At 67.5% G+C, this 14,741-nt stretch carries 16 protein-coding genes; 7 read left to right on the top strand and 9 right to left on the bottom strand.

The features are described 5' to 3' along the window. The first annotated feature begins 229 nt into the window (after positions 1-229). A complete protein-coding gene (locus BLQ10_RS02955; protein ID WP_254785395.1) occupies positions 230-1,957 on the top strand; it encodes a thiamine pyrophosphate-dependent enzyme in 1,728 nt (575 codons plus the stop codon). A 111-nt stretch (positions 1,958-2,068) separates the two neighbouring features. Here the strand turns inward: BLQ10_RS02955 and BLQ10_RS02950 are convergent, their stop codons facing one another. The 4 genes from BLQ10_RS02950 to BLQ10_RS02935 form a co-directional block, all read right to left on the bottom strand. Then, entirely contained in the window at positions 2,069-2,608 is a 540-nt protein-coding gene (locus BLQ10_RS02950; protein WP_091558216.1) for a DinB family protein, read from the bottom strand. Positions 2,609-2,805: 197 nt separating this feature from the next. Beyond that, a complete protein-coding gene (locus BLQ10_RS02945; protein WP_217635772.1) occupies positions 2,806-3,594 on the bottom strand; it encodes an alpha/beta fold hydrolase in 789 nt (262 codons plus the stop codon). Positions 3,595-3,684: 90 nt separating this feature from the next. Next, the gene (locus BLQ10_RS02940; protein ID WP_091558214.1) at positions 3,685-4,182 is read right to left on the bottom strand and encodes an SRPBCC family protein; all 498 of its coding nucleotides are present in this window, start codon (positions 4,180-4,182) and stop codon (positions 3,685-3,687) included. After that, entirely contained in the window at positions 4,179-4,625 is a 447-nt protein-coding gene (locus BLQ10_RS02935) for an ArsR/SmtB family transcription factor (protein WP_254785374.1), read from the bottom strand. Before BLQ10_RS02935 ends, BLQ10_RS02940 begins: the two co-directional genes overlap by 4 nt. 123 nt (positions 4,626-4,748) lie before the next feature. Here BLQ10_RS02935 and BLQ10_RS02930 point away from each other — a divergent pair, with 123 nt between their 5' ends. Next, positions 4,749-5,762 carry a medium chain dehydrogenase/reductase family protein gene (locus tag BLQ10_RS02930; protein WP_091558212.1) on the top strand — a complete coding sequence of 338 codons (1,014 nt, stop codon included), beginning with the start codon at positions 4,749-4,751 and terminating at the stop codon, positions 5,760-5,762. A gap of 116 nt (positions 5,763-5,878) precedes the next feature. Here the strand turns inward: BLQ10_RS02930 and BLQ10_RS02925 are convergent, their stop codons facing one another. The 5 genes from BLQ10_RS02925 to BLQ10_RS02905 all read right to left on the bottom strand — a co-directional run bounded on the left by BLQ10_RS02925 (position 5,879) and on the right by BLQ10_RS02905 (position 9,548). Further along, positions 5,879-6,310, bottom strand: coding sequence for an SRPBCC domain-containing protein (locus BLQ10_RS02925; protein WP_091558209.1), 432 nt, complete (start codon positions 6,308-6,310; stop codon positions 5,879-5,881). 142 nt (positions 6,311-6,452) lie between these two features. Continuing rightward, positions 6,453-7,502 carry a sulfate/molybdate ABC transporter ATP-binding protein gene (locus BLQ10_RS02920; RefSeq protein ID WP_091558207.1) on the bottom strand — a complete coding sequence of 350 codons (1,050 nt, stop codon included), beginning with the start codon at positions 7,500-7,502 and terminating at the stop codon, positions 6,453-6,455. Beyond that, positions 7,499-8,320: an ABC transporter permease gene (locus BLQ10_RS02915; RefSeq protein ID WP_091558205.1), complete on the bottom strand. Its 822-nt coding sequence runs from the start codon at positions 8,318-8,320 to the stop codon at positions 7,499-7,501. The genes BLQ10_RS02920 and BLQ10_RS02915 overlap by 4 nt, the downstream gene beginning before the upstream one ends. Before the next feature lie 8 nt (positions 8,321-8,328). Beyond that, positions 8,329-9,141 (bottom strand): molybdate ABC transporter substrate-binding protein, encoded by an 813-nt coding sequence (gene modA / locus BLQ10_RS02910; RefSeq protein ID WP_091558201.1) that lies wholly within the window; start codon positions 9,139-9,141, stop codon positions 8,329-8,331. Next, positions 9,138-9,548 (bottom strand): TOBE domain-containing protein, encoded by a 411-nt coding sequence (locus BLQ10_RS02905; RefSeq protein ID WP_091558198.1) that lies wholly within the window; start codon positions 9,546-9,548, stop codon positions 9,138-9,140. Before BLQ10_RS02905 ends, modA begins: the two co-directional genes overlap by 4 nt. Positions 9,549-9,855: 307 nt before the next feature. Between BLQ10_RS02905 and BLQ10_RS02900 the strand changes: the two genes are divergently transcribed. From BLQ10_RS02900 to BLQ10_RS02885, 5 genes are all read left to right on the top strand, one after another. Continuing rightward, on the top strand, positions 9,856-10,455 hold the full coding sequence (locus BLQ10_RS02900; protein ID WP_139164168.1) for a hypothetical protein: 600 nt from the start codon (positions 9,856-9,858) through the stop codon (positions 10,453-10,455). A 20-nt stretch (positions 10,456-10,475) separates the two neighbouring features. Beyond that, complete coding sequence (locus BLQ10_RS22255; RefSeq protein ID WP_175558454.1) at positions 10,476-10,625, top strand: hypothetical protein; 150 nt, start codon at positions 10,476-10,478, stop codon at positions 10,623-10,625. A gap of 132 nt (positions 10,626-10,757) precedes the next feature. Continuing rightward, complete coding sequence (locus BLQ10_RS02895; protein ID WP_217635771.1) at positions 10,758-12,617, top strand: pyruvate kinase; 1,860 nt, start codon at positions 10,758-10,760, stop codon at positions 12,615-12,617. Between the two features lie 198 nt (positions 12,618-12,815). Then, on the top strand, positions 12,816-14,111 hold the full coding sequence (locus tag BLQ10_RS02890) for a cation:proton antiporter domain-containing protein (RefSeq protein ID WP_091558193.1): 1,296 nt from the start codon (positions 12,816-12,818) through the stop codon (positions 14,109-14,111). A 342-nt stretch (positions 14,112-14,453) separates the two neighbouring features. Beyond that, positions 14,454-14,633 carry a hypothetical protein gene (locus tag BLQ10_RS02885; protein ID WP_091558190.1) on the top strand — a complete coding sequence of 60 codons (180 nt, stop codon included), beginning with the start codon at positions 14,454-14,456 and terminating at the stop codon, positions 14,631-14,633. Positions 14,634-14,741: the final 108 nt, after the last annotated feature.

Below are 14,741 nucleotides of genomic sequence, written 5' to 3'. Positions count from 1 at the left end.
CCCGCTGAGTCCCCGCCGCCCTAGCACTCTGCAGGAGCGCCACCAGCCAACCGCACACAAAGGCAAGCCGCCGGCGTCCAACGACAGCTGCGAAGACGGCTGCTTCTTCTGTACCGGACCGGAAACAGATTAGGCAGCGCCAACCGCTCCGCTGAATTCAGCGGACATCCCATGCCAGCCAACCCAGCCAAGAAGGCAAGTAGTGACGAATACGGAGTCTGCATCCACCATGACCGCAACCGACATGCACCCATTTGAAGGCGACACCATCAAACCCCTACAGACGGTCCCGGGGGTTATCCAGGGCAACCTCATCGGCAACAGGACCCTCAAGTCCGCAGGCCACGTGATTGTTGATTCTCTCGTGGCGCACGGGGTTGAACGCACCTTTGTTGTCCCGGGGGAAAGCTTCCTGGACGTCCTCGACGGGCTGCACGGCTCGGAGATCGAGACCGTGGTGTGCCGGCACGAGGGCGGCGCCGCTTACATGGCGGAGGCCGACGGCAAGATGAACCAGCGTCCCGGCGTCGCCATGGTCACCCGTGGACCCGGGGCGGCGAACGCCCACGTGGGCCTGCACACCGCCTGGCAGGATTCCACCCCGATGCTGCTCTTCGTGGGGCTGATTCCGTTCGCGCACCGGGACCGGGAGGCGTTCCAGGAGTTCGACATCAAGGCGTGGTTCGACACCGGAGCCAAACGCGTGATGGTCCTTGACCACCCCGAGCGGGCCTCTGAGATTGTCGCGGAGGCAATGTTCGCGGCCATGAGCGGCCGGCCCGGGCCAGTGGTGGTGGGCCTGCCGGAGGACATCATCCGCGCACAGATTGATCCGGCCCTGCACCCGCCCATCCCGGTGGCCGCGGGCGGGATGAGCAGCACGGATGCCGGCGCCCTCGCCGAAGCCCTGGCACAGGCTAAGAAGCCGCTTTTTGTCACCGGCGGGAACGACTGGACCCAGGAAGCAGCCGGGGAGCTCACCCGGTGGCTTGAGAAGCACCATATTCCGGCCGCGGCAGAATGGCGCACGCAGGGAACCGTCTCCTTCGACTCCCCCAGCTATGTGGGGCCGATCGGCTACGGGCGGCCACGTCCCACGTACGACCTCCTGGAGGAAACCGATCTGCTCGTTTTCGTCGGGACGGTCCCGGGAGACGTGATCACGGACGGCTTTGTCTGCGGGCAGGACTGGAACAAGCAGAACTTCCTGGTCACCATCGATCCCTCTCTGCGCGGCCGCTCCGGCCCGGTCTCCCGCCAGATCCTGGCCAAGCCGGAGGCGTTCGTCCGGGACTTGGCCAACATCGACTTGCCCGTCAAGGAGGAATGGAAGGCGTGGACGGCCCGGATGCGCGCCGAGCAGCAGTCATTCGCCAGCCTGCCGCCGTCGACCCCCGGCGATGGGCCCGCGAAGATGGACACCCTGATGGCGAACCTCGTCCCGCTGCTGGCGGAGGACGCCCTGGTGACGTTCGGGGCGGGCGAGCACACCAACTGGGCGCACCGGTACTTCCCCACCCGGCGCTATGCCTCGATGATCAGCGCCCGGAACGGCTCCATGGGCTACTCGGTGCCCTCGGCCATCGCCGCCTCGCTGGCCAGCCCGGAGCGGCGGGTAGTCACCATCGCCGGGGACGGGGAATTCCTCATGAACGGGCAGGAGCTGGCCACGGCCGCGCAGTACGGAGCCACGCCGCTGATCATCGTGATGGACAACCAGGAGTACGGCACCATCCGCACGCACCAGGAGCGGCACTACCCGTCCCGGGTGTCGGGCACGCAGCTGAAGAACCCCGATTTCGGCATGATGGCCCGGGCGTTCGGCGGTTTCGGCATCACGGTCACCGAGGACCAGGACGTCCCGGCGGCCCTGGAGGCTGCGTTGGCCGCCATCGACCAGGACGGCGTGTTCGCCTTGGTCCACCTCGTCGTCGAACAGCGGGTGAAGGCCTACTAGATTGCGCCCTGACGAGACTGCGCCCTAACTAGATGGCCCGGTGGACGACGACGACGGCGGGAGCCTACCCGTCGTCTTCCGCCGGGCAATCCCGCCGCGTCTACTCCCCGCCTACTCCCCCGTCTCGCCGTCCAAGGCCTCGCGGAGGAGGTCGGCGTGGCCGTTGTGCCGGGCATACTCCTCGATCATGTGGCACAGGATCCAGCGCAGGCTCGGTGCCGAACCGTCTGGCCACTGGCGCCGGGCCAATTGGTCCAGGCCGCCGACGGCCAGGGCTTCCGCGACGCGGATCCGGGACCGTTCCACGGCATCCTGCCACAGCGTGCGCAGCTGGTCCGGAGTGTCCCCGGCGGCGGAATGCCACTCCCAGTCGGGGTCGGACTTCCAATCCACGGTGTCGAACGGGGCCTCCCGGTCCTGCGCGTGCAGGGAATGGGCAAACCATGCGCTCTCCACGTAGGCCATGTGCTTGAGCAGCCCGCCCAGTGTCATCGACGAGGCGGCGGTGGTGGCCCCGAAACCGGCGGCGTCCAGTCCGGCGCACTTCCACGCCAGCGTGGCCCGCTGAAAGTCCAGGAAACCCAGGAGGGTCGCGGTTTCGTCGCCTGCAAGGGGAGGCTCGGGGCGGCCCCGATCGTCAACAATTGTCATGCGCGTGAGTCTAGCGGCGCGGCATCCGGCGGCTTCGTGCCGCGGCGCTGCAATCCGCCCGCCCGCTCAGCCTCGAACTCGCTGGAAACTCGCCGCTACGCCGGAAGCGTACGGCGAGCCGGCACGCTTCCGGCGACTTCGGCGGCGGTGGTGACCTCGACGACGGCGGCGCCGATCGCGTAGCCCTTAGCCGCTGTCTACTCGTCCAGGAACCGCAGCAAGTACGGGATGGTGGTCCGCATGGCCCTCAGGTCGCCGCCGCTCGCGGCCAGCTCACCGAGGTAGTCGCCGTGGGTGCCTGGAACGATCATCAGGCGCGCCCCGGGAATGACGCGGGACATCCGCACCGCGTGTTCGGGGCTCATGACGTCGCGGTCGGCGCTCAGCACCAGGGTGCGGGCCGTGATGCGGTGCAATTCCTCGTCCGTCCATCCGGGGAAGGTCAGGATTCGCTGGCGGTCCAGCTCGAACATCCGCTCGAGGTGTCCGGGCTCCGGATTGAGCCGGCTGTCCGCGTCTTTGTACGCCTCCGGCATGTCGCTGAGTGTCGCGTTCGCCATTCCGTCCCAGAATTCATCGCCGACCGCGTCCCGGCTGACGAAGCTGGAGGCAGTGATCAGGCACCGCACGGAGGCCGGATACCGCATGGCCAGCGCCAGCGCAGTGTGGCCGCCAGCGCTGAATCCGAGCACATCCACGGAGTCCACCTTGAGCTCGTCCATCACGGCCTTGACGTCGTCGGCCGAGTTTTCGGCGGTGAGCGGACGGCCGGTCGCCGCGGTCCGCCCGTGCCCTTCCTCGTCGACGGCGATCACCTGGAGGCTCTCGGCCAGCAAGGCCGGGATGAGGCCGGCGAAGTTGGTCTCGATGCTCGAGCCTCCGCCGGGAATCAGCAGCAGCGGGGGCTTGTCGGCCCGCGGGTGGCCGTGGACCTCGTAGTACATGCGGAGGTCGCCGCTGGCTGCGTATCCGTGGGTGAAAGTCACATGGCATCCTAACGCCGCACGCAGCGGGCTGAACAGGGCCAAAGGGGACGACGGCGGGAGGTTCCCGCCGTCGTCCGCTTGCGTTGCAGGTCAGGCGTTGACGGGCTCGGCGAGGATCGCGTCGACCTGGCCCACCGCTTCCCTCATGCCCTCCTCCATGCCCATGGCGACAATCTTCTCCATCTGCTCCTCCGCCTCGAACGTGGACAAGATGGTCATTCGGGTGCGGTCGCCGATTGGCTCCAGCGTCACCAGGCCGTGAATGGTGCCCATGTCGGCCACGGGGTCGCCGTTGTCGTCCGCGAATCCGTCATCAAACTCCAGGCGGTGCGGGGCGTCGATGGTCACGAACCGCCACCAGCCGCGGGCCTTCTCCCCCTCGGGTCCCGTCATGAAGTAGCTGGCGTCGCCGCCGGGGACAAACTCGTGCTTCTCGAAGGTGGCCGGCCATGTGGGAGGCCCCCACCAGCGCTCGAGCAGACGCGGGTCTTCCCAGATTTGCCAGACGCGGCCAACTTCGGCGTCGAACTCGGCGACCACGGTGAGGCTCAGCGCCTCAAGATTCTTGACTGAACTGATAACCGTCATGACGAACCCTTCCTATCCTTCAGTTTTCCTTCAGTTATGTTGCTTTGCGCGTTTTTGGTTTGCGTGTTGCCTGTCCCTGTCTTGTCAGGTTCTGTGATGGCTGTTTCGGCGAGAAGGTCCGCGATCCGATCGGCCCGCTGCCGCCAGATGACCTCGTATTCGTCGAGCAGCCGGCGGGCCCTCTGCAGTCCGTCATGATTGGCCCGCACAATCTGCTCCCTTCCCCGCTTCTCCTTGGAGACAAGGGAAGCGCGTTCCAGCACCGCCACATGCTTCTGGACGGCCGCGAAACTCATGGCGTAGAGGGCAGCGAGCCCGGAGACCGAGTACTCGCCCACCGTCACGCGCCGCACGATGTCCCGGCGGGTCGTGTCGGCGAACGCCTGGAACAGGCGGTCAAGTTCTTCTTCACTGAGCTGGGCTCGGAGCTGATCTACAACCATTTGGTTGTAGAATAGTCCGGCCGTTCGGGGGTGTCAAGGGGTCGCGAAACTGTCCCGAAAGGCCCTGACACTGCGCGGCATGGAGCCGATGTGCCGACTTTGCGGCGAGCGTAGAGTGAGCCCATGAAGCGTGTGGTTATCGACCGCTTCGGCGGCCCCGAGGTCTTGAACGTGGTGGAGGTCGACGATCCACGGCCAGGTCCGGGCGAAGTCCGCGTCAGGGTCCTGGCTTCGGGTGTCTCGTTCACCGACACACAGCTGCGCGCAGGCACATATCTCGGCGGACCCAAGCCACCTTTCACGCCCGGGTACGAGCTCGTCGGCATCGTTGATGAGATCGGGCCCGGTTGCTCGCGGGTACGGGTGGGGGACCGCATCGGCGCGCTGACGGTGTGGGGCGCCAACGCCGAGCGCGTCTGTGTGCCGGAGGTATACGCGGTGGAGGTGCCTGAGGACGTCGACCCGGCCGAGGTGGTGAGCCTCGTCTTCCCCTACATGACCGCGTACCAGCTGCTTCACCGCACGGCCAAGGCGAAGCCCGGGGAGAGCGTTCTGGTTCACGGCGCGGCCGGCCGGGTAGGCACCGCGGTCCTCGAGCTCGGAGCGCTAGCCGGCCTTCGTCTCTACGGGACCGCTTCCGGTCGGGACTGCGCCGCGGTGGAGCGGCTGGGCGCGGTGGCGATCGACTATCACAACGACGACTTCCTGGCCCGAGTGCACGGGCTCACGGGCGACGGCGTGGACATTGCCCTCGACGGGATCGGTGGGCCGTTGTCGCTGCGCTCCTTCCGCGCACTGCGGCCCGGCGGACGGCTCGTCGTGTTCGGCCGTTACGGCACCACCGCGCAGGGGCGCAAGAACTGGCCGGGGGTGATCGCGTGGTACGCGGCAACCGGGGGCGTCGCGCTCTGGGGTGTGCTGTCGCCCCGCCGAAAGGTGCTGTCCTACCGCATTCAGCAGTTGCGCATCCACCACCAGGACTGGTTCCAGGCGGACTTCCTCGCGCTGCTCGAGATGCTCCACCGCGGCGAGATTCACCCCGTGGTGGCCGAGCGTCTGGCGCTTTCCGAGGTTCGTCGCGCCCATGAGCTGCTGGGGAGCACCGCGGCGAAAGGGAAGATCGTGCTCGTACCCTAAGCCGGCATGGTCGCCGCCGCGGCACTACGTCCACGCACCCGGCCGAGTTCGCCGGAAACCCGCGAAGTCGCCGGAAGTGTTCGGCGAGCCCGCAGGCATCCGGCGACTTCGCGCGCCTATGTCCGCTCGGCGATGGCCTTCACGCTCTTCACGAGGCTGTCCCACATGCCCTTCGAGTGCTCGGCTTCCTCGGCACTTGCGTTGTTGTCCTGCGAGAGCGTGAATTCCGTCGTGCCGGACTGGTCCTCAAGCGTCCACGTGAGCGTGTGGTAGTTCTCGGGCGCATCCTCCTGGCCGCTCAGCGGGCTGAAATGCGTGACGACGAGCCGCCGTCCGGGTTCGAACTCCAGGACGGTGCCCGTGTCCTCGTACGCCTTGCCGTCCCAAACGCCGCGCCACACGATGGGTCCGCCGACCGTCCAGTCGGTCACGACATCAGTGCCGAACATGAACTCCTTGATGGCGCCGGGGTCGGTGAGCACGGACCATACGCGGCTTGCAGGCGCATCGATGGTGATGGTCGACGTCGACACATACTTTCCAGTCATAGCTTTCCCTTTTCTCCCAGAATCGGTCAGCGCCGGCAGCGCCCGGCACCGAGACTACTCCGCCGATCGGAACGTCCGTAAGCCCGTCCGGCCACCGCGACCCCTTTCGGGCCACAGCCCCGCTAACTGCCCTGGCCGCTACCTAGGCCGGGTAGATGGCGACGGCGGCGGCCTTGATGACGAAGTAGACGGTCATGCCGGGGGCGAGGCCGAGGTCGGCTGACGCGGCCGGGGTGATATCCGCGGAGAGGCCTCCGGCATGGACGCGGATCTGATCGCCGTGTGGCTCAAGGTCCGTGATTCTCACTGGGAATGAGTTGCGCGGGCTGCCGTGCTCTTCGGTGAGGAACACGGACACGGCCGAGGGCGGAAAGACCGCCACACCGTCCTGCCCGGGGCCCAGGGTGCCGTCGTGGTGGCCCGCGACGACCATGCCTTCGGCGGTGGTGACGCCGGCGTCGCTGACCGTGCCGGCCACTAGGTTCAGCCCGGCCAGGCCGGCGGCGAACCGGCTGCGCGGTTTTTCGAGGACGTCGCGGGTAGGCCCTGCCTCGCTGATCCGGCCGTCCTCGAGGACGATCACCCGGTCTGCCAGCATGAGGGCGTCCAGGATGTCGTGGGTGATGATGATGGCTCTGCGGCCGGCGAGGACACGCTTGAGTAGCCGGCGGAGCAGCGGGGCCGCATGGACGTCGAGGGCGGCCATGGGTTCGTCCAGCAGCAGCAGCTCGGGGTCGGCTGCGAGGGCGCGGGCCACGGCCACGCGCTGGGCCTGCCCGCCGGAGAGCTGCCCGGGACGCCGCGCGGCGAGGTCCCCGGCGTCGACTTCGGTGAGCCAGTGCATGGCCGTTTCCCGGGCCGCGGCGCCCGACGCGCCGGCGCTGCGGGGCCCGAACGCGACGTTGTCCAGGGCGCTGAGATGGGGAAAGAGGAGGGCCTCCTGGGCCAGGAGCGCCGTGCCCCTGGTATGCGGCGCCCTCCAAATATTCTTGTCGGCCGCCAGGTCGAACAGGACCCTGCCGCCGAGCACGGCCTTGCCCGAATCGGGGCGCAGCAGCCCGGAGATGATCGCGAGAAGGGTCGATTTCCCGGCACCGTTCGGGCCGAGGATGGCGATGGTCTCGGCCGGCCCAAGGCTGAGGGAGACCTCGAAGCCCCGTGCTGCGAGCGTTGCGTCCAGCTGAAAGGTCACCGGAATACCCCTTCCGGTGCTACGCCGACGCGCGGGCGCCGGTAGGAGAGCCCGACGACGGCCACCGCCACGGCGACCAGCAGGAGGGAGAGCGCGACGGCGGCGTCGGCGTCGGTTTCGCGTTGCAAATAAATCTCCAGCGGGAGGGTGCGGGTGACGCCTTGCAGGCTGCCGGCGAAGGTCAGGGTGGCACCGAATTCGCCCAGGCTGCGGGCGAAGGACAGGACGGCGCCGGAGGCCAGGCCGGGCAGCACGAGCGGGATGGTCACCCGGCGCAGCACGGTGCTCGGGCGTGCCCCGAGCGTGGCGGCGACCGCCTCGTATTTGTTGCCGGCGGTGCGCAGCGCGCCTTCGAGGCTGACCACCAGGAACGGCAGGGCGACGAAGGTCTGGGCGAGGACAACGGCGGTGGTGGAGAAGGCGATCTGGATGCCGGCCAGTTCAAGGCTTCTGCCCAGGAGTCCCTGGCGTCCGAAGGTGTAGAGCAGGGCGATGCCGCCCACCACGGGAGGCAGGACCAGGGGCAGCAGGACGAAGGCCCTAAGCAGCCGCTGGCCCGGGAACGGGCTCCGGGCAAGGACGAGGGCCAGGGGCACTCCGAGGACGATGCAGGCGGCGGTGCTCGCCGCCGACGTGCGCAGGCTCAGGCCGAGCGCAGTCAGTGAAGATTCGGAGGTGATCAGCGGGATGAACTGCGGCCAGTTGACCTTGGCCACCATGGCCACCAGCGGCAGCAGGACGAAGACTGCCCCTGCCGCCGCGATGGCGTAGATCCATGGCGGGATGCCGGTGTACCCGGTGCCGCTGCGTCGGTTCATGCTGTCCTTTACGGGGTGCCGAATCCGGCGGCGCTCAGGACTTTTTTGCCCTCGCTGCCGGTGACCGTCGCGATGAAGGCAGCGGCCAGCTCCTTGTTCTTGCCCGTGCCGACGGTGGCGATCGGGTAGGTGTTCACGGCCTGGTCCGACTCGGCGAAGGGGATGCCTTTGACCTTGTCGCCGGCGTTCTTGATGTCCGTGACATAGACCAGCCCGGCGTCGGCTTCACCGGCGCTGACCTTGCCCAGGACATCGGTGACGGACGATTCCTCGCTGACCGGAGCCAGGGTGGTGCCGGCGGCTTTTTCGACGGTGACGGTCGCGGCGCCGCAGGGAACCTGGGGTGCGCAGACCACCACCTTCACGCCCGGTCTGGCGAGGTCCGCGAAAGAACTGATCGACGCCGGGTTGGACGGCGGGACCGCGATCTCCAGAACGTTCGTGGCGAAGTTGGCCGGGGCGCCGTCGACAAGCTTCGCGTCGGTCAGCTTGGTCATGTTCTTGGTGTCGGCAGAGGCGAAGACATCTGCCGGGGCGCCCTGGGTGATCTGCGTGACCAGGTCCGAGGAGCCTGCAAAGTTCAGCGTGATTTTGGTGCCGGGGTTCTTCGCCTCGAAGTCGCTGGCCAGCCGGGTGAAGGTCGGCTTCAGCGAGGCCGCGGCGAAGACGGTGATCGTTCCGGACGGTTTGGGCGTCTCGCTGGCACCGGGGCTGGAGGCGGTTCCGGTTGCAACGGGCGGGCCGGAGGCGCAGCCGGCCAGGCCCGCGGTCAGGGCGCCGGCGACCAGCAGCGCGGCGAAGTGCTTGCGGGGGATGCTCATATGATGCTCTTCCCATGGGGCGTTTCGATGATGACGGTGGTGGCCTTGACGACGGCGGTGGCGACAGATCCGAGCTCCAGGCCCAGCTCCCGGACGGCTTCGCTGCTCATCAGGGACACGACGCGGAAGGGGCCGCACTGCAGTTCAACCTGGGCCATGACTTTGTCCGCGGTGATGCCCGTGACCAGGCCGACGAACCGGTTGCGGGCCGAGCTGCCCACCCGGGTGGGGTCCTCGGGAAGCTGGGCCTGGTCGCGGGCGAGGTGGGCAAGTTCCAGACCGTCCACGGCCAGCCGGCCGGAGTCATCCTTGACCGGGGTCAGCATCCCGTTCTCGGTCCAGCGCCGGACGGTGTCGTCACTGACCCCGAGAAAACGTGCTGCTTCTGATACGCGAATTTTCGGCATAGCTCCATAATCTCCTATTTGCGGAAAATATGGGCACTCTGAGCCGCAAATCAGTAACCACGCCCTCCTCTGGGTATCAGCCGCGGCCGGATGGAAGCCCCCCGGCTCTCGCTGAGGCGCTGCGTCTAGGCCAGAAGCTTGTCCAGCTTGGTGAACGAGGCGCCCCAACTCTCTCGCGCGTCATGTCCACCCATTCGGCGCTGCTGAACGGGCCTTGGGTGAGGTATGCACGCACTCTCTCGATTTCGGCGCCAGCCCGGATCATAATCGGGGTAACCAGACAACGTTCTGCCGAGAGGAGCCGGCCGTGGCAACAACCTTGGCGGCAGGGATACGATATGCGGCCGCCGCTCTCACGCTGGGGGTGGTCCTTCTGACCGGGACCGGGTGCTCCTACGACAATCCAGCGGAAACCGCGAAAATCACACCGGCGACCAACGGGATCAACACCGTGGTCGGCCCGATGAAGCTGGCGGACATGCTCGTCCTCTCCCACGGAGCGGACCAGCCCGGACGGATCATCGGAACCATATTCAACACCTCCTCAACGGACGCGATCGTCACCATTTCCGGCGCTTCGGGGTCGAAGGTATCCATTCCGGTCAAGGCCAACGGCCACACCTCCCTGGCCCAACCACCGGCCATGATGCTGGAGCCCACGGCGGGATCGCCCGGCTCCATGGTCACGGTCCGTGTGAACGAGGACTCCGCAGGCACGTCTGCCGATGTGCAACTCCCGGTCCTTGACTCCACGCTGAGCGAATATCAGTCCTACATGCCCCCGGCGCCCGCATCCGGCGCACCATCAACCACACAACCCGGGAGCACGGCCTCGCCGGGCACACCTGCGACCGGTCCATCCTCCTCCAGCCCCTCCCCCTCCCCCAGTCCCAGCCCCACTCCGTAATCCCGGTCCCGGCCCGCTGAATGCGCGCAAACGCCGGGAGTTACCGGGTGGGGCGCCTGGCCAAGGACTTTGATCTCGACCTGGACGACCCGCAGCAGCGGCTCTGGCTCTGGCTGCGCGAGACAACCATGGACCTGGCTCCTAAGTCGACACCGACGGTGCCGGAGTAGGGGCAGCCAGACACCTGATCCGCCCGCTGCCGTTCCCGGCCCCTAGGGACTTTGGACAGGGGCACCGACGGGCCCACCCCGCCTAAAATTGAGCATGGCCGGTTCCGACGCGCTGGACCGCGAATAATCGTCGTGTCCGATGCAGAGATCGAAGAACTGCGCGCATTGCTTGAAGAAGTCATCAGGCTCCGGCGCAACATCAAGCACGCCGAAACACTCAGCGCCGGCAGGATCGGGTCCGTCCGGCCCCGCCACCGCGAGAGCGCCCTCAACCTCGTTCACTACACCGAGCTGCGCCGGCATGACATCAGGGATCTCCAATCCCGGCTGTCGACGTACGGACTGTCTTCCTTGGGACGCGCAGAATCACATGTGCTGGCCAGTATCGAAGCGCTGATCTGGATCCTGACTCGGCTGGTCACCCCTGATGGGGAGCACACAGCAACGCCTCCTGGTTTCCCGGACGGCGGCGAGCTGCTCGCCCGGAATGCTGCCAACCTCCTCGGGCCTAAGCCGGAAGACCGCTCCACGCGCATCATGGTCACGCTGCCGGGCGAAGCGGCAACAGACGCGCCACTCGTCCGCGGCATGCTCGAGCGAGGGATGGACCTGGCCCGCATCAACTGCGCCCACGACGGACCCGAGGCCTGGCGGCACATGGTGGAGCATATCCGCTCCGCAGAAGAGGCCACCGGAAAACGCTGCCTGATCGCCATGGATCTCGCCGGTCCCAAGCTGCGCACCGGCCCGGTCAGTCCTGGCCCCCGGGTCCTGCGGGTCAAACCGCTCCGCAGCAACACGGGCACGGTACAAGAACCGGGGCGTGTATGGCTCGGCACCGTACCCGAAACGGCGCCGCCCGGCCCGGCATTGCCGGTGATTCCCCTGGATGACAACGCGTGGGCCGGCTCCCGAAGGCGAGGGCAGAAGATCAGGCTGGATGATGCCCGCGGGGCCCGCCGCACCCTCGTGGTCGAGCAGACGTCCCCGGACGGGTGCCTGGTGGCGCTGGACAAGACGACCTACTTCACGCCCGGAACCAGACTCACTGCGGTCCTCGACCCGGTTACCGGCAAGAAAGGCCACGATCAGGGGCACTCCTCCGTGAAGGTTGGTGAACTCCCGGCCGTGGAGGAGAGCCTGCTCCTCCATCGAGGTGACAGCCTTGTCCTTAGCAGCAGCCTCGCTCCCGCAGACAGCACGTCGGTGGGCAAACACCGCATCGGGTGCACCCTCGCCAGTGTCCTTGCAGACGCCCGCACCGGGGAACGAATCTGGTTCGACGACGGCAAGATCGGAGGTGTGATCACCGCCGTCGGGCCGGGAGAGATCACGGCCAGGATCACTTCCGCCGCGCCGCGGGGTACGCGGCTCCGGGCAGAGAAAGGCATCAACCTCCCAGACTCGCAGCTCTCTGTCTCAGCCCTGACCGAGCAGGACGTCGCCGATCTGGAGCACGTCCGGGAGCTGGCCGACATCGCCAGCATGTCCTTCGTCCGCAGCGCAACAGATGTGCAGGAACTCCTCGCCCACCTCGATCCGGGGCGGGACCGGAACCTGGACATTTTACTCAAGATCGAGACAGTCACGGCCTTCGAAGCGCTGCCCGACCTCCTCCTGGAACTCATGAAGTGGGCCGACGTCGGCGTCATGATCGCGCGCGGCGACCTCGCCGTGGAAGCCGGCTTCGAAAGACTCGCAGAGGTCCAGGAGGAAATCCTTTGGGTCTGCGAAGCCGCTCACGTGCCCGTGATCTGGGCCACCCAGGTGCTCGACACCCTCACCCGGACGGGCATGCCGTCCCGGGCCGAAGTGACGGACGCCGCCATGGCCCAGCGCGCCGAGTGCGTCATGCTCAACAAGGGACCTTTCATCAACGAGGCCATCAGCATGCTCGCGGACATCCTCGGCCGGATGCAGGACCACGCCCGGAAGAAAAGCAGCCTGCTCAGACGCCTTCACGCCTGGGACCATGACGGCACCGGCGCCTGATGACGCCGCCGGCCTCCCTCAGTCACAGAACAGGGCTTAATTCTCTGGCACGGTGCCGGGTTCAGGGATTCACTGAACTGCAGGAACGTTTGGTGCAGTATGCGGCGGAGGGAGTGTGGTCCCTGTGGGCGGACCGATCCGGCTGCTGGAATCGGGCAACACTCACGCGGGGCCCACGGAAGCGAGCACAGATCCGTCATGGAGCTGACGGTCGTCGTCCTCATCACCGCCGCCCTGGTCGCGTGGGCGCTGGTTTCCGTGCGGCTGGAGCAGGCGGATCTGACCGCTCCTATTGTGTTCACCGCTCTCGGCGCGGCACTGGCCTGGTTCGGGCTGGTCGACGGCTCCTCGCCCCCGGCGGGTATCACCCCGGTTGTCGAGGTCACTCTGGTGTGGGTGCTCTTCTCCGATGCCGCCCGCCTGCCGCTCCAGCAGTTGCGCCGGGACGTGGGCCGCTATGCGCGGCTGCTGGGAGTCGGCCTGCCCCTGACGATTGTGTTCGGGTGGGTCCTGGCCGCCTGGTTCTTCCCCCACTTCGGGCTGTGGCTGGCTCTCCTCGTCGGTGCGGCGCTGGCCCCCACCGACGCCGCGCTCGGGGTCCCCGTGGTGACGAATCCGGCAGTGCCGTCGCGGATCCGCCAGCTGATCACGGTCGAGAGCGGCCTCAACGACGGCATCGCCACCCCGGTCGTCATGGTCGCGATCGCCGGCGCGGCTGCCGCGGCAGGCCTGGAGAGTGCCGCCGCTCCCGGCAGCGCGGCCGTCGAGCTGCTCATCGGCGCCGGTGTCGGCGCAGCGGCCGGAGCCGTGGGCGGGTGGCTGCTGCAGCTGGCCCGCCAGCGCGGGACGGCCGCTGAGGACTTTGCCGGCATCGGAGTCCTTGCCCTTAGCCTGCTCGCCTACAGCGCCGCTCTCGCCGTGGGCGGCAACGGATTTGTCGCCGCGTTCTGTGCCGGGCTGGCGTTCGGCACCTGCGCCGGTCAACGGGGTCCGGCCGAACTGGTCTTCGTCGAGCAGATGAGCGGGCTGGTCTCACTGCTTGTCTGGCTGGCCTTCGGAGCCATCACGGTGCCGATCATGCTGGCGCACTCCGTCCCCCTGACCATCGCGTATGCCGTGCTCAGCCTCACGGTGGTGCGTATGCTGCCGGTGGCGCTGGCCTCGATTGGTGCCGGCCTCGACCGGGCCACCATCCTCTTCGTGGGGTGGTTCGGTCCGCGCGGCCTGGCTTCCCTCGTGTTCGCGCTGCTGGCGCTGGAAGCCCTTGGACCAGTGTCCGATCAGGCTGTGGCCGTCATCGCGGCCACCGTACTGCTCAGCGTCCTGGCCCACGGTTTCAGCGCCGCGCCGTTGGCCGCCCGGTACGGACGGGCTGCTGCCGCAGCTGGACCGGAGCCCGGCGGGCCGGTGACCGTCACGCCCGCCCCCGCCCGGGGCCTGAGCCGCAAGCACACGCTCACTCCGCGTCTTCGGCAGAAGCGGGCCCGACCCTAGGCACTGGACCCGGGCGTCGGCGTCGCCCTTCGCATCAGGCAGGAGGCTGTGATGAGTCTCACGCGCAATTTTCGTTATCTGGCTTGAGCCGCCCGCACGGCGCTGTGCACTATGGAAAGGCAAGGCGGGGAACGCGTTTTCCCGCCGACGCAGCCCTGACGTTCCCTTCGACGCTACGCGTCCGCAGTGAACTTAGGGCACCCATCCTGGTGGACGCGATGAGGCCAAACCGGTGAGCTCAAAGAGCTGCCCAAGGTCTCAGGCGTTCCTGGTTTGGCCCACGGCGGCTCCGCATCGGTGCGGCAGCCGGACCTCCGGATTCATGAATGGAAGCACTGAACAATGACGTTTGAAACTGCCACCTCTGTAACCCACAAGCTCTGGGACCGCTCCACCATGCACCACGAGCTGGATGCCCTGATCCACGAGCACTCGGAGCGTCACAACACCTCCAAGAGCAACATCGCGGTCCACGCCAGCGGCCCGAACACCTTCACGCTCAGCCTGAACCAGGGCGCCTAAAGCCCGGGTTCCAGGCACCTAGCACTGCCAAACGACGACGACGGCGGGAGCCACCTCCCGCCGTCGTCGTCGTGTATCAGTCCCCGGCCGATCAACCGGCAGTCAAGG

This window comes from Arthrobacter sp. ok362 (assembly GCF_900102785.1).
Taxonomy (GTDB): domain Bacteria; phylum Actinomycetota; class Actinomycetes; order Actinomycetales; family Micrococcaceae; genus Arthrobacter.
The sequence above is the reverse complement of the archived record's forward strand: the minus strand, read 5'-3'. Positions and strand labels throughout refer to the sequence as shown.